Here is a 22,842-nt window from a genome sequence, read left to right on the forward strand (position 1 = left end):
AGATGGCAGTATCAACCTCCTCTGAGCTGTGGCGAGGAAGTCTCCCAGCGCGGGGGAGACTTAGGAGATATATATCATGCTCACAGAAGATATTCGTGATTTGTTGACTGATACTACCGATTTAAACCAGTTGAAATGGGATTTAAATCGCTTGCAACCTGTGGATGTGGGAGACTACATTACACAATTGCCCGAACAACAACGGGCGATCGCATTCCGTTTACTCAACAAAGCTCAGGCAATTGATGTATTTGAGTATCTGCCCACAGAGGTGCAGGAAGAACTAATTAATTCTCTGCATGATGTCCAGGTAGTGCAACTTGTAGAAGCGATGAGTCCCGACGAACGGGCAGAATTGTTTGATGAACTACCGGCTGGGGTAATCAAACGGCTATTACAACAACTCAGTCCAGAAGAAAGGCAAGCAACAGCAACGATTCTCGGCTATCCAGAAGGTACGGCTGGGCGGGTGATGACAACCGAATATGTCCGGTTGCGGCAAGGATTGACTGTAGGTGAAGCCTTGAGCAAAATCCGCCGTCAGGATGAAGACAAGGAGACGATTTACTACGCCTACGTCACAGATGACAACCGGACGCTGGTGAGAGTAGTTTCTCTACGGCAATTGCTGTTTACTTTTCCCGATGTTTTCATTAAAGATATTGCTAGCGATCGCGTCATCAAAGTGAGAACTGAAACTCCCCAAGAAGAAGTGGCGCGAATTATGCAGCGCTACGACTTAATCGCGATCCCCGTGGTTGACCGAGAAGACCGATTGGTGGGCATTGTCACCATTGATGATGTCATGGATATTTTGGAAGAAGAAGCCACAGAAGATATCCAAAAACTGGCGGGTGTGAGTGGTGATGAAGCTGCTTTATCTTCTCCCTTACTCACCATTCGCAACCGCTTACCTTGGCTATTGGGGATCATGGCTCTGTATATTGGTGCAGCCAGTGCGATCGCCCCTTTTCAATCTGTAATTGCCGCAGTGCCAGTTCTAGCAGTGATCATGCCGATATTTTCTAACACTGGTGGTACTGTTGGTATTCAATCATTAACGGTAACAATTCGTGGCTTGGGAGTGGGAGAAGTAACACCCAAAGATACCTTAAAAATTCTTCGCAAGGAACTTCTAGCTGGTTTAGGTACAGCTCTTGCTTTAGCCACAACAATGATCCTGCTTTCTTTAATTTGGGCGCAACCCCAAGAACGATGGGTGGCTTTTATTGCCGGAATGGTAATGGCAACTAATACAATTGTGGCTGTTACACTCGGCACTTTACTACCAATGGCTTTGAAACGACTGAAGCTCGATCCTGCCTTGGTTAGTGGGCCATTAGTGACTACAATGCTAGATACAATTGGATTTTTAACATTCCTCAGCCTAATTTCTTTAGCTTTAAACGTTTTCCATTTACCAACTTGAAGGGATTGGGCATTGGGGATTAGGAGTGCTGTTAGCGGAAGCGGGGCGTTTAGCCCGTGCTGAGTTAAGAGTTAGGAGTTAGGAGTTAGGAGTTAAGAGTTATACCAATTTGAAAAAAGAATGAGACAAATAAACCCTTTGTAGAGACGCGATTCATGAGCCAGCGCGTTGCGGGGGTTCCCCCCGTTGTAGCGACTGGCGTCGCGTCTTTACCCAAGGATGTGTCGCAATCATTAATTGAATTGGTATTAGGAGTTAAGACTTAGGAGTTTTGTTTACCCCCTTGTCCCCTTGTCCCTCTATCTCCCTCATCTCCCCTGCCCCTCTGCCCCCCTGCTCACCTGCCCCCCTGCCCTCCTTCTCCCCAAATCCTATGCCTACTACAACCTGGAATCGTCATCACATTCTTTCCCTGGCTGACTTTACTACTACCGAATACGATACAGTTTTGCAAACTGCTGCCAGTTTTCAAGAAGTGCTATCACGGCGGACAAAGAAAGTGCCAACTTTGCAGGGACAGGTGGTGGCGAATTTATTTTTTGAATCGTCTACCCGGACTCGCAGCAGTTTTGAACTTGCAGCGAAACGCTTAAGTGCGGATACGCTGAACTTCGCCGCCGCCACATCTTCTATGACCAAGGGAGAAACAATTCTCGACACGGCAAAAACCTATTTGGCGATGGGAACTGATATTATGGTAGTCCGCCATCGAGAGGCAGGAGTACCAAATGCGATCGCGGCTGAAATGGATCGTCTCGGTGTCCGAGTTAGCGTCCTCAATGCTGGTGATGGTCAACACGAACATCCTTCCCAAGCACTGCTAGATTTATTTACCATAACTACTCTAATTGACCCAGACCGCCCCCGACTGGAACTTTTAAAGGGGAAAAAGATTGCGATTGTTGGGGATATTCTCCATTCTCGTGTGGCGCGATCGAATATTTGGAGTTTAATTGCTAGTGGTGCCGAAGTACATCTGGCAGCACCGCCAACCCTCTTACCTAAATTCTTTGCCGAGTTTATCTTGGAGGAAGTAGAAGACAGAAATTATTCCCCCAATCCCCAACTATTTCTACATTGGCAGCTAGAACCAGCTTTACAGAATGCAGATTTTGTCATGACTTTACGTCTGCAAAAGGAACGGATGACGGCTCATTTGCTGCCAAGTTTGCGAGAATATCACCAACTGTTTGGCATTACAAGCACAAAACTGCAACTTTGTAAACCAAACGTCAAAGTTTTGCATCCAGGCCCAGTCAACCGTGGTGTTGAAATTAGTTCTGAATTGATGGATGACCCAGAATTTAGTCTCATTCAATCACAAGTTACCAGCGGTGTCGCTGTTCGGATGGCACTGTTGTATTTATTAGGCAGCGGCAAGTCCTAATAACAGGATAAACTCAAGTTTTTTTGGTTATCATTATTAGATTTGTTTAATTTCTGTACTTGGGCATATTGACAAAATTTGCTCGTTTTTAACTTGTTACCAATGTTATACGCCTAAGTTATGACTTAAAATCCTTAAATTTTAATCCTATTGGACTACCTTACAGAAAAATACATAATCTTATAGAAATCATGTATTCCTCCGCTCGTATGAGGACAAAATTCTCTAATCTTGGCACACTGGTATCGTAGAAGATCGGGATTTAATGACTTCTAGAAGTGTCCGAGGTAAATTATGAAACGAATTTTTTTGACGGCAGCAGCCTTACTCAGCACGCTATCTTTAGCTGCTCCCATTCCCGTCAAAGCAGAAAATTCCGCCCCTGTCCCCGCCGCTTGTTAGAAACTAGAGAATGTTCTGGATGCAATCTAGTAGGAGCTAACCTCAAAGGTGCTCATCTAATAGGTGTTGACTTGAGAAATGCAAATTTAAAAGGAGCTAATCTCGAAGGTGCTAACTTAGAAGGTGCCGATTTAACTGGAGCTAATTTAAAGTCTGCTAATCTCACAGAAGCATTTGTCAGCGATACCATCTTAAATAATGCCAATCTTACCAACGTGAATTTGAGTAATTCCCGTTTATATAATAGTGACGTAGATGGCGCTGTTTTAGCTGGTATTGATTTAAGCGGTGCTGATGTATTTAATACTGCCATTAGCATTGGTGGTGAATACTAATGCTGAGTCATGATTTCAAAGTGATGAGTTAAGAGTTAAACTCTTAACTCTCTACTTTTTAAATTTTACTCACCAGTAATCGATAGTTCATTAACCCAGATTTTCGGGCAAACTCCCCCTGGCGTTAACTCTGGCTCTTTTTCTACATAAATAATTGACTTCAAGAGTTCTAAGAAATCGCCAGCAACAGTTGCTGACTCAATACTCGTTTTTACACCCTTATTAACTAGCCAACCATCAAACGGTAAAGAAAAGGAACCTTGCAAGGATTTAACTCCAGCATGGAGAGCTTGTAAATCATCAATAAAAATCACATTTTCAGCAGTGTCTAAGCTAAACTCCTGCTCAGGAGTTGCTGTTGAAAATACGTGATAAAAATTGGGGCTAACGCTGACTTTTGCACCAATGCTAGCATTACCCGTTGGTTGGGCATTTAACCTTTTAGCGGTGCCAGCACTATGGAGAAATCCTGTGAAAATACCATTTTCAATCAACGAAATTTGACGAGTAGGTGTTCCTTCGCCATCAAAAGTTTCGGCACCTACGTTAGCTGGGTGCAGTGCATCATCATAAACTGAAAGTAGAGGAGAAGCAATTTCCTTACCTAAATCATCAGGAGTAGATAGACTTTGATTGTCTAAAATACTTTGGGCATTGAATAAGTTAGAAAAAGCGCCCAACAGACTTAAGAAAGCTTCCGCTGAAAACACAACTCGATATTTACCAGTTTTGATTTTTTCATAATTCAAGTGACTGATAGTTTTATCGGCAGTTTCTTTTATACAACCATTAATATCTAGTTTATCTAAACTTTGGTTGATTCTAAAAGCGCCTGCACTGCGCGGTTTTTTGCCATCTTCCTCAGTTTTGCTATAAAGATAAACAGATGCCAAAGAGTGAGATTCAGTTCTTACTGCACCGTCGCTATTGAGATAAAATCTGTCAATATCTCTTTGAGACAAACCATTATAAGGTACACCTTTAATCGCTGGATGAGCTGCTAGTAATTCTTTTTCAGCTACCAACAATTTTTCTATAAGTTCAGCAACAGGTGCTTGAGGTGCTTTATGCGGGGGTTTACTTGGAATCGGAACAGTAGCCTCTGGACTAAAATCAGGAACGTTCTCTTTAACACCAAAGAAACTGGCTTCGTAGGCAGTTTTCAAAGCTAATTCCAGTCCCTTGGGGTCTACATCTGTGGTGCTGGTCACACCCATTGTATTATCTTCATTCCAAACACGAACAGTAACACCAGAGCGGTTTGAAGCTTTGACCTGTTTTGGCTCACCTTGATCTACTTGCACGCTAGTGTCATCTACTGTTGAGCCATAAATGTCAAATTTTTTAATGCCAAGTTTATCAGCATTATCCTTAGCAGAATTTGCAATCTCATTGATATTCGGCATAGTCAATTTTGGATTTTTGATTTTTGATTTTGGATTGGAAACGATTCCATTTTTGATATTAAAGTTTGGATTTTGGATGTTATGACTTATATTTTTAGACAAATAACTCGTAATGCCAACTGCTTTGTTCTAGCCTGAAACACCTGCTCATTCACAATCCAAAATCCAAAATCTAAAATCTAAAATTCTTATCGTCCCCCTACAGTAATAGAATCAACCTTGATGTGGGGTTGTCCTACCGTGGTGTAAATACTGCCACTGACCGAGCCACAAAAGCCTGGTGCAATTTCCAAATCTTGAGAACACATGGAAATTTTATTCATAATTTCCTTAGCTTCACCGATGAGAATTGCTCCTTTGAGTGGTTTGGTGATTTTGCCATTTTCAATTAAATAAGCTTCATCAACACTAAAGTTAAATTGACCTGTAGCACCAACGCTACCACCACCCATCTTTTTACAGTAAATACCTTTATCAACAGAGGCAAATAATTCATCAATGCTATATTCGCCAGAATCAATATAAGTATTACGCATCCGGCTAGCAGCAGCATAGGTATAATTTTGGCGGCGTCCACTTCCAGTTCTGGGGTGTCCGGTGCGCGAGGAACCTGTTCTATCTGCTAAGAAGTTTTTCAGAACGCCTTTTTCAATTAAGAGGGTTCTTTGAGCCGGCATACCTTCGTCATCCATGTCAATTGTCCCGAAGGCATTTTCAGAGCGCCCTTCATCCCAAGCTGTCAAACTTTCGTGGGCAATTTTTTCGCCTTTTTTGTCAGCAAAGGGAGAGGTATTGCGTTCTATTTGAGTGGTTTCTAGTAGGTGTCCGCAAGCTTCGTGGAAGATGACGCCGCCAAAGTGATTGGCCATAATGATGGGATAAGTACCCGACTCCACGTAATCTGCGTAGAGCATTTTTCCAGCCGATTCTGCTATTTTCTCGGCGGCTTGTTGAGAATCCCAAGTTCTCAAGAAGTTGGCATCACTAGTATTACCCGCGCGATCGCCAATTGAGGTACGATTAGCACCATCAGCACACAATAAGTTAAATCCTACTGACTGGGTAAGGCGAATATCACGGGCAAAAGTCCCGTCACTAGCGGCGATTAAAACTTCTTGCCAATCCCGGAAATAGCTAGCACGGCGCGATTGGACGTGGCTAGCTTTTTGCTTCAGGTGGGCTGTACCATCTAGGAGGATTTCTCCCATTTCTCGGATGGAGCTACACATCGGTAGCCATGCATCTTTACCTCTTTTGGTAGCGTAATCTCTAAGTAATTCTAGGTTGATTTCGGGGATGAAAGCTTTAGCAGTGGGTAGTTGTAATCCCAAGATAGAAAGACCTTTTTCTAAGGCTGCTTTCAAACCGGAAAACGAAAGGTCATTAGTGCTAACGTAGCAGTCGGCTTTGCCGCGAAATACTCTGACTCCCGCGCCTGTAGACAGACTGGGTGAAATACTCGTGATAGCGTCATCTTCTGCAAGAGAACTAATATAGTTGCGACGCTCTAAAAATAATTCGATGAAGTCAGCACCAGCGGCGCGTCCTAGTCCCAGAAGGGTAGCCAGGGGGGCTTCCCAGGTTTCATCGAAACGCTCTGGTGTGGAAGAATATTGGAGAGTGGGAAGTTGATTCGAGAGAAGTAGCGTACTTGTAAGCATGGGTAGCCTCGTCTGCTGGTGTAGTTCAGAGATTTGACTGAAAAATCCTGGTGTGTTCAGTCTAACAAATGAGCAAAAGCCACAGTTGCTAGAAAAACGTGTGGATTTCCCTCCCCTTTAACAACGCTTTGGCAAATCCGCTCACAGACTAGAAATTTGGAGCTATTTGACGAAGAATTCAGAAATCAAAATACAAAAGCGGAGCAAGGAAAGCTCCGCTTTTGTATCAGCGTAGGATAAAATACAGTTCTATTTATATATTTACTGGCACTTTTCTCAACTAAAGAATCCAGACTTTTCTTCTCAGGTTTATTTACGGTTTGCCATTCTTAGTGGAATTTTAACTGTTTCTTGCTGTTTGAAAGTCTGACCTAAATTAGAAGTTGGCTGTGTTGATGCTAGGTTCTTAAACAAGAGTTTTAGTGTTCGAGTAATAGTTTTAAGAATTTTCATTTTGCTAGCAGTCGGCTTTTCATCGTATCTCAAAACCATTGGAATTTCTACGATTTTTGGTTTGAGGGCTTTGGCTTTCAGCAGTAAATCTATCATACAAGCAAATCCACTTTCAGTGAATAGATTGTCCCCATAATACATATCCAGTTTATTGAGGAAAGTACGGTTATACAGTCTGTAACCACAAGTGTAGTCTTTTACGCCTGGTACACGGGCGGCGATTCTGAAAAGCCAGCTGGCTCCGTAACTCATCAACTCTCTAAATTTTGATAAGCCTATGACTTTAGAACCTTTGCGATATCTAGATGCGATCGCAATATCATAGCTACCAGCTATCATAGTGTCATACATTTTTATTAATAGCTCTGGTGGTTGAGTATTATCACAATCCATCGCCGCTAAGAAATCACCTTCTTTAGAAATTTCCAAGAAAGTTGTAAAACCTGTTTTAATTGCTTGACCTAAACCAGCATTTTTGGGATGTTGGACTAATTTTAGTAATATACCTAGTGATTGAGATTCATCTATTGCAGTCTGAGCAGTTTGATCGCTACTGCCATCATCGACAAGAATCAGTTCTATCTCTATATTAAAGATTTGCTGCAATGTTTGAAACTTTTTGAACAAGGGTCGAATTGATTCTTGTTCGTTATATGCGGGTAAAAGAACAAAAAGACTCATAAAAACCTCGTGTGATTTTTCAATTCAAATGTGATTACTCAAATTTCAATAATTGAGTAATGGTGATTTTTTGAGAAATTCATCGACTTGTCGAACTACTGCGTTGTTATTGACGCTATCATTGACCAGCTGTGAGGTATTGACAACGAAAAAATCATCGTTTTCAGTACTCACTTTGGGAACAAGGCTGGAATAATTTAAAACTTGTAGTGGCTGTACTTTAATCGCTCGATTAATATGTGCCGCTACAATGTCATCTGCTTTGAGTTCGGGGAACATTAAACGTATACCTTGGAAAAATATTGGACGTAATTCGTCATCTGGTTGTTTTAACAACGGGTCGGTGGAAAGGATATATTTTGGTAGGAATGTCATGTGATACCCTGCTGTTTCTTGTAAAGAAACTAAGTTACTCATACCGATAACTCCAGTAAAAGGAATATTTTTATCGGCAATGTTCACTACGTAATAAGGAATTAGAGGTTTACGAGTAATGAGTACCATGCAGATTACACCCAGGTATTCTACTGTTTCAGTAGTGTCTGCAACTTTCACCAGTTCCCTCGCAGCAACCTGTTGCAAGATATTAACTGGCCCAGTAAAGATGACTTTATCAAAATGCTCTTTTTTACCCTGATATTCTACCCACATTCCACCTCCGGGATGAGGTGCGATATATTCAACCGCAACACCTTTGTGGATATGACCTCCAGCCGCATAAATTAATTTTTCTATATGGTCAAAAACAGTTTTATAACCGCCGGAGACATAACCAAGTTGTTCTTTATTTAATGAAGAATCGCGCGCTGAAAATAGTCGTTTGATATAAGCCCAAATAAAAACTGCTGAGATTCGCTTATAGTTTTCTCCTAATTTGGATAAAAGCAAGGGTTTCCAGAGTTTTTCGTATGTGTTTTTACCACCAAGTTTCAATAGCCAATCTTCAACTAAAATCTTCTCTAAGCGCCGCCAGTTATTCAGGCGCGAACCATATAGAAGAGTAAAAGCTAATCTGATTTTACCTATAAGTCCAAATAGAGGAAAACGCAGAAATTCTATAGTGTTACTAATAGAATAAAACTTTCTATTGTCATAAAAGCCGGTTAAACTTCTATGCCAACGCAGTTTATCTCCAAGACCAATATCTCTGATAAAATTTATTAAGTGAGTATCAGAAGGTAGGATGACGTGATAAAAGCGATCCCAAGTAAATAATCCGTAATCATGATAGGTAGTAAGTCCACCAAGCTGCTTATTACTATCAAAGACAGTGACTTTATGTCCTTGATGTGAAAGACGTTGAGCTAATACTAGCCCAGTGATACCTCCGCCAACGATACCTATATTCATAAATTAAATTTAGATTTTGTGAAAATGTTTTAGAAGATGATGTTCGGAAACTGTTAATATTAATAATTTGAATCATAAAAGATTAATGTACAACTAGAATTACGCCAGTTATAATAACGGAAATCCCTAACCATTGACTAAAAACAACCTCTTCTTTTAAGAGATAGTGAGAAGCAATGGGTACAAATGCATACATTAATCCTAAAACTGGAAAGGCTTGACTTAAAGGAATTGTCCGCAATACATAAAGCCACAATATAGTCATAAATGTATAGCAGATAAACCAAATTAAAAAATAACGAGATAATAAAAGATTTTTGAGAGAGCCGCTTTCTCCTTTATTAGAGTTAGAGATGTAAAGTCCATACTTGAGTGAGAGTTGAGCAGTTGTTCCAAACAAAACAACAAGCATTAAATTTAGCCAAGTAAAAATACTCATTTTTAATTGTTCAAGTAATTATCTAAATTTGAGTTTTTTTATGGGGTTAACTACTAAAAGAACACCCAAGAAGATAGTAATGACTCCTACTATTCGAGTTAGCGTAATCACCTCATTAAAAAAGTAATATGAGCCGAAAAGTATCCCAACATAATTTAAACTCGTCAGTGGATAGGCAATACTTAATTTTACAGATCGCAGAGCCAATATCCAATTTACTATTCCTAAACAGTAGACAGTAATAGCTAATGATAATTTTTGAAGAAAATCCCAAGTAAATACTCCCTCATTTGTATAAATCATGGCATTTTTCATGAGCAATTGTCCAGAAATACTAAGTAAAATACTTACAAATAAAATAATATAAGGGGTTATTTTAAAGTTTGAATTTTGAGACATCGATTTCATAGTACTTTGCCTTCATCAAGATGGTAGGTATGAACCAAATAGTAAAAAACCAGTCTTTTTAAATGTTTCATATCTCGGCAACACTTCTCTACAATTCGATTTCCACTTCAGTAAATAGACAACAAATTAGGAAAGCTATGTTGAAGTGACTGATATTAAAACGATCCTTGAAGCTTATGCCCTATTAAAAACTAAATATTATGTAGTATTCCAGGATAGTTGCTCTATCATGGCAGCGTTCGATATGATTGGTAGTAAAGCACGCTTAATTGTTTGACTGGATTATACTCCCAACCAAACCAGTTTATTGCTTGACAATTTGCACAATCAATTTAGAGTTTGCCTAACTGTAAATTACAGATATTTTCTGTGCTACCCAGGTTTGCTCTAACACTATTTTTAGCGCGATCGCGATAATCTAATAGTGGATACAGACATAGAGAAATCTGAGAAGTTTGTCACAACTTCTCTATACATACACATTTGCAGTGTGCCGTAGGTGTAGCTAGCACTTCGGCTCCTTTCGACTTCTCTACGAGACGCTACGCGAACGCTCAAGGCAAGTCGCTCAGTGACCATCGTAGACATCGTTGATGTTGAACTTTGATTCCACCCACATATTCAACAGATGCACCTAAATCAAAATGGATTACCATAATTTTTGATTAATCCATTCATTAACTTTCTATCAGTTGTATCCTGCTGTAGAAATCTTTTGAAGATACTATTGATATTCTCAAGCTATAAAACCTAGCTGGATTGAGAAATATTCTCTATTTGCTCCAAAAAAGTGGATTAATGTACTGACATATCATAAAACTTCTCCCGGCTCACAGACATATCTGCAATCTCGGCTGGCAATTAAGCCGATTTATAAAAGTAATGGTTTTTACTCAAATCGAGTATGTATACGTGCTCTTTTTGGGCATGGGAACACAAGAAGTAATATAAGTCTGACTGGCTGCGTAAATCAATAGAGAGATAAATCAATCTACACTACAGTAATACGCTTTACAGATTTATGGGGAATTTTACTGGATGTCCAAATGGAGCTTTTTTACAAAACAACTAATGCAAACTAGAGTTGGCTAATTAACTTGAAATTGAAATTGTTTGCATTGAATTTGAGATATTTCTACATCATCTAGTATTATTTTTGCTTGACTTTTCCGCGTAATTTTTTAAATAGGCTTTTTCCTCCAAATTTATTGTTACATGTAATTACTTACTAGAATACCATGAGAAAGGTATGTTGCAAATTTATCGTGATACTTTATCAAAAATTTATCTACTGACAAATACAATTAAACAAAAACTTCATAAAATAAAAATCTTCCGCTATTCTTAATTTTTGCCAGGGAAATTTGTACATTTATGAAGTAATTTATGGTACTAAAATTGTATAAGTAAAGAGTTAGTATTAGACTCGATAATGCAAAGCTAAGAGTTGACCCAAGGAAAATTGAAACTCGAACAAGACTACTGGCATTGACAGTGTGACATAAGTTACACTAGCTACAAGCTGAATTTTTAGATGATAATCGAGAGTTTGAATTATTTTTTATCTATTCAGAAAATATTCATCTAAATTTACATATTTCAAATAGAGTTAGTAGTTTGCCAATTTTCCTGTGCTGGGTAGAGGTTTTTTTATTATTTGGACTGATTATCCTCATCAAAGTCTGTTGGTAATTATGATTAACAATCCAAACTGAATCTGCCAAGATATTAATGCTTGAGTAAAATCAAGCTAATCGCTGCAAAGTAGGCAATTTCATTGGTACCCTTTTTGAACAAGCAGGTAGTAGCTCAAACAGGACATAGTGGTATAAAGAAAAACAACGCTAAGTTCTTTTGGTTGGATAGAGGTTTCTCTAGGTTGTTTTCCTATTGTTTGGACTCATTATTTTGCAAAAGTCTGTTGGTAATGACGAAGACAATGATTAATAATCCAAACTGAATCTGCCAAGGTGCTAATATTAAACTTAAGATCAAGCTAATCGCTGCGAATACACCTGCAAGATATGCTATTTCATCAGTACTGTTTTTGAACAAGTAGCCTGTAGCTAAAGCAGTACATAGTGGTATCAAGAAAAACAAAAGCATTTTCCTAACCTCTGAACTAAAGGTTGTAGTGTTTTTAGAACAAATTTTTTGGAAGTGTGGTTAATCTTACATCCAATCAGGTTTTGGCTACAACAGTCGAGCGAAATAAATATTATAGAAAATCAAGATTATGCAAGGTTGGATTTTATGCCAATTGGAATAATTATTGCAATAGATGAAGCGCCAAAAGCTTGACAACTATTTTTTATGTGTTTGAGTGTGTGCGTAGCAAGATTTAAAATGTGGTACAAGATGCTACGTGAAATTGCGTGGTGTTTAGTAACAGACAATTCCTGTGGGTGATGCTATTTTTGTCCTTCTCCTGACTCAGCCAAGCTAAATTGAAAGGGTTATAAAACTTGCGTATGGGTTTTGTTTATTTCGCCAATTACACTTTTGCGAGGAATCATCTGGTAAATTAGCTTAAAACTTTGGACTTGCGCCAGGATAAGGATCTAGCATATTACCTTTAGAAGTAGCATTTTCATTTTAGACACCTAATGCTGAACATTCCTCAAATACTGGCAACTGAAATCAACCTCAAATCCCATCAGGTGCAAAACGCGCTGGAACTTTTGGCGGAGGGTGCAACAATTCCCTTTATTGCACGTTACCGCAAAGAACGCACTGATGAGATGAATGAAGTGCAACTACGCGAACTGGCCGATCGCTATACTTATTTAACAGAACTGGAAGAACGAAAATCGGTTATTTTAAGTGCGATCGCCCAACAAGGTAAACTTACAGATGAACTCAAAGCCAAAATCTCATCCTGCTTACAAAAAACCGAACTTGAGGATTTATATCTACCCTATCGCCCAAAGCGCCGCACCCGCGCCACTATCGCCAGAGAAAAAGGACTCGAACCACTAGCAGAGTTCATCAAGTCGCTAAATATCAAAAATGCTGCAATTGCATCCTTAGAATCAGAAGCGGCTAAGTATATTTCACAAACGCAGGGAGTAAAAACAGCAGAAGAAGCACTCAAAGGTGCTGCTGATATTTTGGCGGAAGAAGTAGCTGAAAAAGCTGAGTTACGCGCATATATCCGCGATTATCTTTTAGAGGAAGGGGTATTTGTCTCCCGCATCAAAGACGATTATCCTGAAGGTACAACCAAATTTGAGATGTACCGTAACTATCAAATTAAGGTAAAAAATATTGCACCACACAATATGCTGGCGTTGTGTCGGGGTGAAACTGAAAAAATATTAAGCTTTGAAATTGCTTTCGATGAGGATGCGGTACTTTACTATCTTGAGTCGAAAGAAATTAAAACCAAAGTCCGGACAATTCGAGATTTTTATCAGGCGATGCTGAAGGATGCATTCAATCGTTTGATGAAAGTCTCTCTTATGGGAGAGGTTATTGCTGAGAAAAAAGTTTATGCAGACATAGAATCAATTAAGACATTTGAAACTAATCTGCGGGAGTTGCTGCTGTCTGCACCAGCAGGGATGAAACCAACCCTGGCGATAGACCCCCGGATTTAGAACTGGGTGTAAGGTTGCTGTCCTCGACCAAACGGGAAAATTTTTGGAGTACCAAGCGGTTTTTCCCCACCAAGCGGCTGAACAACGCGCTAAAGCAGCACAAGCTGTCAAAAATCTAATTGAAAAGTACAAGATTGAATTAATCGCCATCGGTAACGGTACAGCGTCCCGCGAGACAGAGGAGTTTGTCACGCAAGTATTGCAAAATATAGAACGCAAACCAGTTAAGGTGATGGTGAATGAATCTGGCGCATCTATATATTCTGCAAGTACTGTAGCGCTAGAAGAGTTTCCCGATTTAGATGTTACCGTGCGCGGCGCAATTAGCATCGGCCGGCGTTTGCAAGACCCCTTAGCAGAACTAGTGAAAATCGATCCCAAATCCATTGGTGTGGGACAATATCAGCACGATGTCGATCAGAAGTTGTTGAAAAAGAAATTGGATGACACTGTAGAAAGCTGCGTCAACTACGTCGGCGTAGACTTGAATACCGCTTCCAAAGAACTTCTGACATCCGTCTCTGGAATTACGGCAACAGTAGCCAATAATATTGTCGCCTATCGCAACCAGCATGGAGCATTTAAAAATCGCCGACAACTGTTGAAAGTTCCGAAGTTGGGACCAAAAGCTTTTGAACAAGCAGCGGGTTTTCTGCGGATTCGCGGCGGTGATAACCCTTTGGATAATACAGCAGTGCATCCAGAGAGTTATTCTGTAGTAGAAGCGATCGCATCCGATCTAAATGTGCCATTAAATCAAGTAACACAAATTGCCGAAAAACTCAAAAAGACCAACCTGAAGAAATACGTTACCGATAGCGTCGGCGAACCCACACTGCGCGACATTCTCAACGAACTCGAAAAACCAGGTAGAGATCCTCGTGCTGAGTTTAAGTATGCCACCTTCAAAGAAGGGATTAACGAAATCAGGGACTTGAAGGTGGGAATGGAACTAGAGGGAATCGTGACCAACGTCGCCAATTTCGGTGCTTTTGTCGATATCGGCGTACATCAAGATGGCTTGGTGCATATATCCCAACTTGCTGATAGATTTGTAGACGATCCCAACAAAATTGTCAAAGTTGGACAAGTAGTGAAAGTGCAGGTATTAGAAATCAACGAGAAACTCAAGCGGATTAGTTTGTCGATGAAAGCAGTTAAACAATAATTAGAAACAGCAGATGGCAGTTTATCAAGTTCGATTTATCAATCCTACACTTGGATTAGATCGCACCATTCCAGTACCAGACGATCAATATATTCTAGATATGGCGGAAGAAGCTGGTATCCGCTTACCATCTGGGTGTAAACAAGGCGAATGTTCTGCGTGTATTGCTAAACTTATTAGTGGTGAAATCGATCAAAGCGAGCAAAAATTTCTGCGTCCAAGTGAAATACAGGCTGGTTATGTTGTTACTTGTGTAACTTACCCTTTGTCTGATTGCACTTTAGAAACCCATCAAGAACAAGTCTTATATAAATCAGCCCTTTACTATAAGCCTGAGTTGGGAAAACCTGAGTGATTTTTGCCTTGTGACATTAAATTAATCTTAAATTTCTAGGGTGTGTTAAGTTTGTTTAACGCACCCTTCAAAACATTGCGATATGTTAGACATCTTCAGAAATTAATATGTGTTATCCACAATCCTTATAGAGAGGTAGTACTGCTATGTCTTTACTCCTATGTCTAATAGACCTCTTGCAAAAGTAAATTTTGCAAGAGGCGGTAAAAGGGGAAAGGTTAAAGGGGAAAGGTTTTTTTATTCCTTTTCCCTTTCCCCCAAACCCAATTCCCTACAAATGCCAAGAAGTCTAATGTATAGGCGTACAGATGCGCCCATAAAATGTATTTAAAACCGCTATATTTTTCTCAACGATAGGCCTAATGGTAGAAAGAAATTCTATCTTGCAAGGGAGGTGAAACCCTAGCAAATAGTCAAAGATGATATAAGAAGTCGCAAAAAAATCTCTAGTTATTAGGTAAAAACAATGTTGACTCCATTTTTAACCGCGCTAGCTACGGCTTTGAGCCTGTTGATTGTTGATATCGTTGTTCCAGGCGTTAATATTGCTAATTTCCCCGCAGCTTTGATTGCTGCTGTAGTAATTGGTCTAATTAACGGTTCGGTTAAACCAGTTTTGTCTGCTCTTTCTTTACCACTTAACTTTCTCTCATTTGGAGCATTTTCGCTCGTTGTCAACGGTTTATGTTTTTGGTTAGCAGCAGTGCTAGTTCCTGGATTCGCAGTTCGCGGAATTATTGGTTTCCTGCTTGGTCCAGTAATTTTAACTTTTGCTAACACCTTTATTAACAACTACTTTGTTGAAAGAAACCTTTTAACCAGCAGTGGTGATGTAAAGAATCAAGCTGAATTACCTTCTTCTAGATAAGTTTAGAACGAATAGAAACGCCAGTTAAATCACGTTTCTCACCTACATAAAATCTCCGAAGGTGGATTTCCTAATTCGGCATCTCAAATGTAATTAAACAAAATCACACAGTTGTAACATCATGAAATTAGTTCGTTTCCTTTTAGGTTTGTTAGTTCCCCCTTTAGGTGTTTTCTTGACAGTTGGAGTTGGCCCGACACTGATTATTAATATTTTGCTCACAGTTTTAGGTTGGCTTCCCGGTAGTATTCATGCAATTTGGGTTATAGCCAAGCATGACGAACAACTTAATCGAGAAGGGCGTATTTACTAATACGCAATATTAAAGCCCTTCTCCCAACCCCTTCTCCCAAATTGGGAGAAGGAGAGGTAATTTCAAAGTTTTTCAAGTCCCTCTCCCAAGCTTGGGAGAGGGATTTTAAGTGAGGGATTTTAATTTTTCAACAAAAGTAGGGTAAGAATTTCTTACCCTGCTTTTAGAAGTCAATTAAACGTTAAAACAGCTTATTTATGAATAGTCTCGCGTTCTTTAGCAGCAGGTTCCTTATCTTTGAATAAGTCAGCCGCCGTTAAAAGTAACTCTCTCAAAGTTTGTTTGATTTGCCGCTCTTTTCTGGCTAGAGATGTACCAGCTTCACCTAGTTTATCTTCTAGTTGCGATCGCTTCTGTTCTACCTGTACAGCCATCGATTCTGCTTGGGGACGAGCTTTATCATACCAGTGTTTCGCCTCGTCTAGATAATCTTGAACTTCCATATTCCGCCCACCATAGCGTGCAGCCATATTAGCTCGGACAATGGCTAGCTGCGCTTGCAGTTGCGCGTAACGTTTCTTTAACAACCCGACTTCTTCACTATCTTTAATCGCATTGATAGCAGAATCAATTGCAGTTTTGGTACTTGCAGGTTTTTCCTTACCCGTCTCTTCAATTTCTGCCAGAATTACATCAACCTCTTGTTGGAGTTGTTCTTCTTCACCATCCAATTGAGCCTGTAGCCGCTTAATATCTGTTTGAGTTTTAGCAATGTCTTCGTGTCTTTTGCTATTAATTCCTTCCAGCGCTCCTTCAATGGAAGCTGTCACTTCATCTTTGAGTTCGCTGCCTTTTTCTTGGAAGTTTTCAATTACAGCAGAAACAGCATCTTTCACAATGCTACGAACTTCAGTAGAACCTTGTTTAAACTCAGAAGCTACTTGAGAAACTGCGGATTTTACTATTTCTCGAATCCGCTCAGTTCTTAATTGTCCAGTTTCTTTTGCTTGTTGCAGGTCGGCTTGAATTTGTTGTTTGATATTGTTAGGCATTTTCAACTCGTAGTATTTAACTAATTGGGATAATATTTTCTAGAAATGTTCCTACATCCATATTATGGCGTAACCCAAACTAGCTTGGTACTTCCTTTAGATATAAAATTGCAATCCTAAAGAGGTGATGTGTAAGATATTGCCTATTTGTGAGATGATGAGTATTTAGTGGTAGTAATTGGAAGTAGAATATGTGGCAAGTAAATATTACTTGTTCGGATGATGCCTGGAAAATTTATGGTACTGAATTAAAAGCGATCGCAGCGAAATATCAAGGTGAATTGATTGGTTCCAAAAAAATGCCAAATGGTACGCGCATCATGTCTTATAAAATTGAGGATGTTAGCGATGCTGAAGCTTTTCAAGAAGATTGTGCAAATTTTGCTGGATTTACAACTGACTTTGAATCCCTCTAGTATTGGTTTTGATACTTCTGCCTACAACTAATATGTTCACTGGAGAAATTAATTGAAGAAAATACTTACATTGATATTAGTAACATTTTTGTTATTAATCAGTACTTTTACTTTGCCTGTTAAAGCAGCAGACACAGTTAACGGCGAACAAATATTTAGCGTTCATTGTGCTGGTTGTCATATCAATGGTAGCAACATCATCAGGCGTGGTAAAAATCTCAAAAAGCCAGCCCTAAAAAAGTATGGTATGGATTCAATAGAGGCAGTTACATCTATAGTTACCAATGGTAAAAATAATATGTCAGCCTACAAAGATCGTCTCAGCGAACAGCAAATTCAAGACGTTGCTGCTTACGTTCTCGAACAAGCGGAAAAAGGCTGGCGTTAGAAAGTAGAGACGCGATTAATCGCGTCTGTACAAAAGTTAGGAGTTAAGAGTTAAGATTTAAGAGTTATTGATTATCGCTGTTATAAATGGTTCTTAAGAAGGCATAAAAGCTAAGAATGTTGTAATAAGATGCTTCCAAACTCACTAATTCTTCATTCCTCTCACTCCTCACTTCTAACTCCTCACTCCTAACTCCTAACTCCTCACTTATCACTCCTCCTAAACTTGAAAATGAACTTACCCACAGCTAGTCGTCTCCAATTTACTCCCGATTTGAATATCTGCCGGATATTAAATGGGATGTGGCAAGTCTCCGGCGCACACGGACAGATAAATCCCCAAGCCGCTATTGAGACTATGTTCAAATATGTAGATGCAGGCTTTACTACTTGGGATTTAGCAGATCATTATGGCCCTGCGGAAGACTTTATTGGTGAGTTTCGTTGCCAACTAATTGATACTCGTGGGAAAGACGCTTTATCTCAGGTACAAGCTTTTACAAAATGGGTTCCTCGTCCTGGGAAAATGACCAAGAAACTCGTCGAGGAAAATATTGATATCTCCCTAAGAAGGATGAATGTGCAATCGTTAGATTTGATGCAATTTCATTGGTGGGAATATCAGGATAAAAATTACCTGGATGCCCTCAAATACATGGCAGAGCTTCAGGCTGAGGGTAAAATTAAGCATTTAGGTTTAACTAATTTTGACACAGAAAACTTAAAGATTATTACTGAAGCGGGTATCAAAATTGTTTCTAACCAAGTGCAATTTTCCCTAGTTGACCGCCGTCCTGAAGTTAAGATGGTGCAGTTTTGTCAACAGCATGATATAAAGCTTTTTACTTACGGTACACTGTGCGGCGGTTTGTTATCAGAAAACTATTTGGGGAAACCAGAACCGCGAGGATTTGATTTGTCCACTGCTAGTTTGAAAAAATATAAAAATACGATCGATGCTTGGGGTGGTTGGCAATTATTTCAAGAGTTGCTGGCTATCTTAAAGGAAATTGCTAATAAGCATGGGGTAAGCATTTCTAACATCGCAGTGCGTTACATTTTAGATCGGCCAACAGTAGGCGGTGTGATAGTTGGTGCCAGACTTGGTGTATCTGAACATATAGAAGATAACGCCAAAGTATTTAGTTTTAGTTTAGATGAAGACGATCGCGATCGCATCAATGCAGTATCTCGCCAATCACGCGATTTGTACCAGCTAATCGGCGATTGCGGCGACGAATATCGGCGATAATTTCAGGAAAAAGGTGATAATACGGTGAAGGTTACTGTGCAAACTACTGCTGTCAGCCATGCCCCTATTCACCTTCGCCCTCAGTCAACAGCAAACTTTTGAACTGCACTGTGATTATGGTTCACGCCGCTTGGATAAAACGGAATTGGCAACGCTGATTGATTTGTGTGAGCAAAATTACTATGCTCAACAACAAGATCGCATACCCTATCTCACCCAGTTGGGACGGCAACTTTATCAATGACTGGATGGTAAAGAAGGATGGCTGAGAAGGGCGCTGGATGAGGCAGATGAGCAGACGATTCTTCTAGATTTGATTAAAACCAGCGAAGCGCAGGGGTTGAACCCAGAAACAGAACGGGTGGCGTTGGGATTGGCACATCTGCCTTGGGAATTGCTGCATGATGGTATTGGGTTTTTACTGCAACGTCAAAATATCTCCGTTTTACCAGTGCGTTCTGTGCAGCAGCGTCAAACCCAAATCATTGGCGTGCAAAATCGCCCCTTGCGCTTGCTGTTTATGGCGACTTCTCCTGAAGATCCCAGAGTTCCGCCACTAGGATTTGAGCAGGAAGAAGCGAACATTTTGCAAGCAACTAAAGATCAGCCTTTGGCGTTGATTGTTGAGGAAAGTGGCTCGGTTGCAGAGTTAGCCAATTTGGTAAAATCCTACCCCGAAGACTATTTTGATGTCTTTCACCTCACGGGACACGGGATAATTTATACCAAAAAAGATTACGGCTCTTTGCTGCCAAAAGGTGTAACGCTGGCAGACAATACCCCCTGCTTCATCACTGAAGATGAGGTGGGAAATATGCAACTGACTACCGTCAATGATTTAGCTAGAGCTTTTCGGGGACGCTGGCCGCGGGTAACTTTTCTCTCTGGCTGTCATACGGGACAGGTTCCTAATAAGGGGACAGTACCCTCGATGGCGCAGGCATTGGTGAAGGCGGGGGCGGGTATAGTTTTAGGCTGGGCGCGTCCGGTGTATGACCGCACGGGTATTGTAGCAGCACAGGCACTTTCTCAAGCTTTGGCGACGGGGGCAACTGTTGAAGAAGCGGTGAAAGCGGCGCAGCAAGAGATGATTGAGAAAGAATGCACCGACTGGCATCTGTTGCGGATGTATCGAGATACGCGCCCTATTGCCGAACTGGTAACACCTCTGAGAACAAGAAATCGTGAAAAGCTGACGTTTACAGCGCCAGAGCAAGAATTTCTCGATGAGAATAATCTAGTTAAAGTTGCCAGTCGGTTTGAGTTTGTCGGACGCAGACGACCTTTGCAACGGTGTCTCAGGGCATTACGGGAAACCAGCGACCAAATCGGGGTGTTTATTGCCGGGATGGGTGGACTGGGTAAAAGTACTCTGGCGGCGCGGTTATGTACGCGGGTGCAGACGCAGCGTGATAATTTTGCGCGAGTTGTGTTGATTGGCCCTCTGGATGAATGGGGTTTGCTGAACAAGCTTTCTAATAAGTTTGAGCGGTTTGCAGATGTGCCTGCACTTTTGAATGAACCAAAGGTGTCTCTGAAAGGGCGGTTGCAAAACTTTTTTGAGGCAATTGAAAAGGAACACAACCAACCTTTGCTGCTGGTGCTGGATGATTTTGAGCAGAATATCCCCACAGCTAATATTGAAGATGGTTCGCTGCGGATGACGGCAGATGCTTACGAAATTTTAGGGGCGATTTGTGCGGCGTTGGAGGAAAACGGGGGAGAAAGTCGGCTGATTGTCACCTGTCGCTATTTGAAATCAGACACCTTGCCACCTCATCGCCTGCACCTGGAACGCCTGGAACAGATGAGCAGCAGTGATATTGATAAAATTTGCTTTCCCTTAGATAAAGAAGTTAGGCAGCAGTTAAGAACTCAGCGAATTATTCACATTGCTGATGGTAATCCCCGGTTGCTGAAGTGGCTATTAGAGGTGATTCAGCAGCCGGGATTAGCGACGGATGAATTATTGAATCGTTTGGAGGAGACTGAGCAGAAATTCCGCGAAAATATCTTGGCACAAACTTTGCTGGATGGCTTGGAATTGGAAGAACGAAAGTTTCTCGCACGGTTGAGTGTGTTTCACTTGCCCGTTACTGTTAAAATCATCAATGCCATTTCCCCCTCTACCTCTTTTCTGCAAAAGCTAACCAGCCTCAGCTTAGTCGAATCTGCCACCACTCACCCCACCCAGTCGGCTAATTACCGGGTAACGACAATTTTAGAACCTTTGCTGGAAAACGTATTGAGTGAGAAAGAGTGGCAAAAAACCCGACAGAAAGCGGTAAGGGAAGTCTATCAAGTTTGGTGGGAGGAGACAAATAAGTCCTGCGCGGATGACGAAGCAATTGAGATTATACGATTAGGACTGATGGCAGAACAATGGGAGATTGCCATCCGTGTTGGTGATATCGTCGCTGTTGATTGGGACAACAATTCTCGCTTTTTAGAAGCTCTAGAACTATGCCAGCAAATCTTAGCAGTTGTTTGGGACTACCGCATATTGGGAAGTATAGCCCGTGCTAAATACAATTTAGGTTTAGTAGAAGACGCTTTTGCTAATTATCAGCAAGCTTTAGACCTTTGCCCTACGGATGACTTGAAAGAAAAATCCATAATTCTAAGCAACATGGCATGGTTAATTGCCCAACAGGGAGACACAAAAACAGCAGTTTCTTATTGGCAGGAATCCTTGAAAATAGATGAGCGCATTGGTAATGTCATTGGCAAAGCCGCTACTCTTAATAACATGGCGGAAGTAATAGCTCGTCAAGGAAATATAGAACAAGCGCTTTCTTTTTGGCAGGAATCTTTGAAAATTTTAGAACATATTGGCGAGTTTAAAGCTACTATACTCAACAATATGGCAAATGCAATTGTCAATCAAGGAGATATTGAGCAAGGGCTATCTTTATTGAATCAATCTTTAAATATAAATAAGGAAGTTGGCAATATTTTAGGTCAAGCTGAGAATCTAGCGAATATAGCTTGTGTTGCTGGTAAAACTGGAAATATACCTAGACAAATAGAGTTAAATCTGCAAGCAATTAAATTGTTTGCACAGGTTAAGGCTTATGGGCAGATGGCTACAGTTCTGCGCTATTTAGGCTTAACTGATGAAAGTAACGGTTTGGTTTACTTAGCTCAAGCAATCTGGCTGATACTGAGAATTCAAGCACCTTTAGGAGATACCATTGAGTTAATTCGTGCTTTATATAATGCAGTACTTCAAGGCGATGAACTAGAAGCTTTGCTAGGAACAACGGCGATTTTATTTTGCAAGCAACAAGGTAGAGATTATCCCCAATTAGAGGAACTCCAAGAACGTAGTTTCAAGATGATATTAGGTGCGGCAGGTGTCCAAGGAATTGAGACGCAAGAAGCTTTTGATACTTGGCTTGTCCAACAAAGGCTAAATGAGCCAGAATATTTTTTCCCCCGACTCAATCAACGTCTAGAGGAGATTGTCGGCGAAGGGTGGTTGTTTGACCGTAGTCAATTTGAGGTGGAGGAATAAGGAGAAATGCGATCGCGTTAATCT

19 protein-coding genes and 2 pseudogenes are annotated in these 22,842 nt (G+C 40.5%); 12 read left to right on the top strand and 9 right to left on the bottom strand.

Features of this window, described 5'->3' with window-relative positions; genetic code table 11:
- The first annotated feature begins 76 nt into the window (after positions 1 to 76).
- From mgtE to NSTCB13_RS23955, 3 genes and pseudogenes are all read left to right on the top strand, one after another.
- Positions 77 to 1,429 carry a magnesium transporter gene (gene mgtE / locus NSTCB13_RS23945; RefSeq protein ID WP_448268053.1) on the top strand — a complete coding sequence of 451 codons (1,353 nt, stop codon included), beginning with the start codon at positions 77 to 79 and terminating at the stop codon, positions 1,427 to 1,429.
- A gap of 373 nt (positions 1,430 to 1,802) precedes the next feature.
- Complete coding sequence (locus NSTCB13_RS23950; protein WP_448268054.1) at positions 1,803 to 2,816, top strand: aspartate carbamoyltransferase catalytic subunit; 1,014 nt, start codon at positions 1,803 to 1,805, stop codon at positions 2,814 to 2,816.
- Positions 2,817 to 3,110: 294 nt separating this feature from the next.
- A pseudogene (locus tag NSTCB13_RS23955) lies at positions 3,111 to 3,553 on the top strand (pentapeptide repeat-containing protein).
- A 65-nt stretch (positions 3,554 to 3,618) separates the two neighbouring features.
- On the opposite strand, the gene NSTCB13_RS23960 reads toward NSTCB13_RS23955, so the two are convergent.
- From NSTCB13_RS23960 to NSTCB13_RS23995, 8 genes are all read right to left on the bottom strand, one after another.
- Positions 3,619 to 4,959: a TldD/PmbA family protein gene (locus NSTCB13_RS23960; protein WP_448274039.1), complete on the bottom strand. Its 1,341-nt coding sequence runs from the start codon at positions 4,957 to 4,959 to the stop codon at positions 3,619 to 3,621.
- A 188-nt stretch (positions 4,960 to 5,147) separates the two neighbouring features.
- Positions 5,148 to 6,620 (bottom strand): TldD/PmbA family protein, encoded by a 1,473-nt coding sequence (locus tag NSTCB13_RS23965; RefSeq protein WP_448268055.1) that lies wholly within the window; start codon positions 6,618 to 6,620, stop codon positions 5,148 to 5,150.
- 309 nt (positions 6,621 to 6,929) lie between these two features.
- Positions 6,930 to 7,754 carry a glycosyltransferase family 2 protein gene (locus NSTCB13_RS23970; protein ID WP_448268056.1) on the bottom strand — a complete coding sequence of 275 codons (825 nt, stop codon included), beginning with the start codon at positions 7,752 to 7,754 and terminating at the stop codon, positions 6,930 to 6,932.
- A 45-nt stretch (positions 7,755 to 7,799) separates the two neighbouring features.
- Positions 7,800 to 9,104: an NAD(P)/FAD-dependent oxidoreductase gene (locus NSTCB13_RS23975; protein WP_448274040.1), complete on the bottom strand. Its 1,305-nt coding sequence runs from the start codon at positions 9,102 to 9,104 to the stop codon at positions 7,800 to 7,802.
- Positions 9,105 to 9,186: 82 nt separating this feature from the next.
- Positions 9,187 to 9,543, bottom strand: coding sequence for an EamA family transporter (locus NSTCB13_RS23980; protein WP_322682559.1), 357 nt, complete (start codon positions 9,541 to 9,543; stop codon positions 9,187 to 9,189).
- Positions 9,544 to 9,561: 18 nt separating this feature from the next.
- Complete coding sequence (locus NSTCB13_RS23985; RefSeq protein WP_448274041.1) at positions 9,562 to 9,951, bottom strand: EamA family transporter; 390 nt, start codon at positions 9,949 to 9,951, stop codon at positions 9,562 to 9,564.
- Between the two features lie 399 nt (positions 9,952 to 10,350).
- A complete protein-coding gene (locus tag NSTCB13_RS23990; RefSeq protein ID WP_448268059.1) occupies positions 10,351 to 10,539 on the bottom strand; it encodes a hypothetical protein in 189 nt (62 codons plus the stop codon).
- Positions 10,540 to 11,838: 1,299 nt separating this feature from the next.
- The gene (locus NSTCB13_RS23995) at positions 11,839 to 12,057 is read right to left on the bottom strand and encodes a hypothetical protein (RefSeq protein ID WP_445630465.1); all 219 of its coding nucleotides are present in this window, start codon (positions 12,055 to 12,057) and stop codon (positions 11,839 to 11,841) included.
- A 500-nt stretch (positions 12,058 to 12,557) separates the two neighbouring features.
- Between NSTCB13_RS23995 and NSTCB13_RS24000 the strand changes: the two are divergent.
- The 4 genes and pseudogenes from NSTCB13_RS24000 to NSTCB13_RS24015 all read left to right on the top strand — a co-directional run bounded on the left by NSTCB13_RS24000 (position 12,558) and on the right by NSTCB13_RS24015 (position 16,254).
- Positions 12,558 to 14,718, top strand: a pseudogene (locus NSTCB13_RS24000) (Tex family protein).
- A 13-nt stretch (positions 14,719 to 14,731) separates the two neighbouring features.
- A complete protein-coding gene (locus NSTCB13_RS24005; protein WP_448274042.1) occupies positions 14,732 to 15,073 on the top strand; it encodes a 2Fe-2S iron-sulfur cluster-binding protein in 342 nt (113 codons plus the stop codon).
- 466 nt (positions 15,074 to 15,539) lie between these two features.
- Positions 15,540 to 15,941, top strand: a complete 402-nt coding sequence (locus NSTCB13_RS24010; protein ID WP_445630462.1) for a phage holin family protein — start codon at positions 15,540 to 15,542, stop codon at positions 15,939 to 15,941.
- A gap of 121 nt (positions 15,942 to 16,062) precedes the next feature.
- A complete protein-coding gene (locus NSTCB13_RS24015; RefSeq protein WP_445630461.1) occupies positions 16,063 to 16,254 on the top strand; it encodes a YqaE/Pmp3 family membrane protein in 192 nt (63 codons plus the stop codon).
- 191 nt (positions 16,255 to 16,445) lie between these two features.
- Here NSTCB13_RS24015 and NSTCB13_RS24020 read toward each other — a convergent pair whose 3' ends face one another.
- Positions 16,446 to 17,246 carry a histidine kinase gene (locus NSTCB13_RS24020; RefSeq protein WP_445630460.1) on the bottom strand — a complete coding sequence of 267 codons (801 nt, stop codon included), beginning with the start codon at positions 17,244 to 17,246 and terminating at the stop codon, positions 16,446 to 16,448.
- A 191-nt stretch (positions 17,247 to 17,437) separates the two neighbouring features.
- On the opposite strand from NSTCB13_RS24020, the gene NSTCB13_RS24025 reads away from it, so the two are divergent.
- From NSTCB13_RS24025 to NSTCB13_RS24045, 5 genes are all read left to right on the top strand, one after another.
- Positions 17,438 to 17,662 (top strand): hypothetical protein, encoded by a 225-nt coding sequence (locus NSTCB13_RS24025; protein WP_445630459.1) that lies wholly within the window; start codon positions 17,438 to 17,440, stop codon positions 17,660 to 17,662.
- Between the two features lie 52 nt (positions 17,663 to 17,714).
- Positions 17,715 to 18,050: a cytochrome c6 PetJ gene (petJ, locus tag NSTCB13_RS24030; RefSeq protein ID WP_448274043.1), complete on the top strand. Its 336-nt coding sequence runs from the start codon at positions 17,715 to 17,717 to the stop codon at positions 18,048 to 18,050.
- A 231-nt stretch (positions 18,051 to 18,281) separates the two neighbouring features.
- Complete coding sequence (locus NSTCB13_RS24035) at positions 18,282 to 19,301, top strand: aldo/keto reductase (protein WP_448274044.1); 1,020 nt, start codon at positions 18,282 to 18,284, stop codon at positions 19,299 to 19,301.
- Between the two features lie 58 nt (positions 19,302 to 19,359).
- A complete protein-coding gene (locus tag NSTCB13_RS24040; RefSeq protein WP_448274045.1) occupies positions 19,360 to 19,545 on the top strand; it encodes a hypothetical protein in 186 nt (61 codons plus the stop codon).
- A gap of 69 nt (positions 19,546 to 19,614) precedes the next feature.
- Positions 19,615 to 22,818 carry a CHAT domain-containing protein gene (locus NSTCB13_RS24045; protein ID WP_448274046.1) on the top strand — a complete coding sequence of 1,068 codons (3,204 nt, stop codon included), beginning with the start codon at positions 19,615 to 19,617 and terminating at the stop codon, positions 22,816 to 22,818.
- Positions 22,819 to 22,842 lie beyond the last annotated feature (24 nt).

It is taken from the genome of Nostoc sp. DSM 114160 (genome assembly GCF_053470305.1).

Bases quoted from the DNA above. Each gene is read 5' to 3' on its own strand.
- mgtE (WP_448268053.1), top strand. From the start codon at position 77: ATGCTCACAGAAGATATTCGTGATTTGTTGACTGATACTACCGATTTA.
- NSTCB13_RS23950 (WP_448268054.1), top strand. From the start codon at position 1,803: ATGCCTACTACAACCTGGAATCGTCATCACATTCTTTCCCTGGCTGAC.
- NSTCB13_RS23960 (WP_448274039.1), bottom strand. From the start codon at position 4,959: ATGCCGAATATCAATGAGATTGCAAATTCTGCTAAGGATAATGCTGAT.
- NSTCB13_RS23965 (WP_448268055.1), bottom strand. From the start codon at position 6,620: ATGCTTACAAGTACGCTACTTCTCTCGAATCAACTTCCCACTCTCCAA.
- NSTCB13_RS23970 (WP_448268056.1), bottom strand. From the start codon at position 7,754: ATGAGTCTTTTTGTTCTTTTACCCGCATATAACGAACAAGAATCAATT.
- NSTCB13_RS23975 (WP_448274040.1), bottom strand. From the start codon at position 9,104: ATGAATATAGGTATCGTTGGCGGAGGTATCACTGGGCTAGTATTAGCT.
- NSTCB13_RS23980 (WP_322682559.1), bottom strand. From the start codon at position 9,543: ATGAGTATTTTTACTTGGCTAAATTTAATGCTTGTTGTTTTGTTTGGA.
- NSTCB13_RS23985 (WP_448274041.1), bottom strand. From the start codon at position 9,951: ATGAAATCGATGTCTCAAAATTCAAACTTTAAAATAACCCCTTATATT.
- NSTCB13_RS23990 (WP_448268059.1), bottom strand. From the start codon at position 10,539: ATGTCTACGATGGTCACTGAGCGACTTGCCTTGAGCGTTCGCGTAGCG.
- NSTCB13_RS23995 (WP_445630465.1), bottom strand. From the start codon at position 12,057: ATGCTTTTGTTTTTCTTGATACCACTATGTACTGCTTTAGCTACAGGC.
- NSTCB13_RS24005 (WP_448274042.1), top strand. From the start codon at position 14,732: ATGGCAGTTTATCAAGTTCGATTTATCAATCCTACACTTGGATTAGAT.
- NSTCB13_RS24010 (WP_445630462.1), top strand. From the start codon at position 15,540: ATGTTGACTCCATTTTTAACCGCGCTAGCTACGGCTTTGAGCCTGTTG.
- NSTCB13_RS24015 (WP_445630461.1), top strand. From the start codon at position 16,063: ATGAAATTAGTTCGTTTCCTTTTAGGTTTGTTAGTTCCCCCTTTAGGT.
- NSTCB13_RS24020 (WP_445630460.1), bottom strand. From the start codon at position 17,246: ATGCCTAACAATATCAAACAACAAATTCAAGCCGACCTGCAACAAGCA.
- NSTCB13_RS24025 (WP_445630459.1), top strand. From the start codon at position 17,438: ATGTGGCAAGTAAATATTACTTGTTCGGATGATGCCTGGAAAATTTAT.
- NSTCB13_RS24035 (WP_448274044.1), top strand. From the start codon at position 18,282: ATGAACTTACCCACAGCTAGTCGTCTCCAATTTACTCCCGATTTGAAT.
- NSTCB13_RS24040 (WP_448274045.1), top strand. From the start codon at position 19,360: ATGCCCCTATTCACCTTCGCCCTCAGTCAACAGCAAACTTTTGAACTG.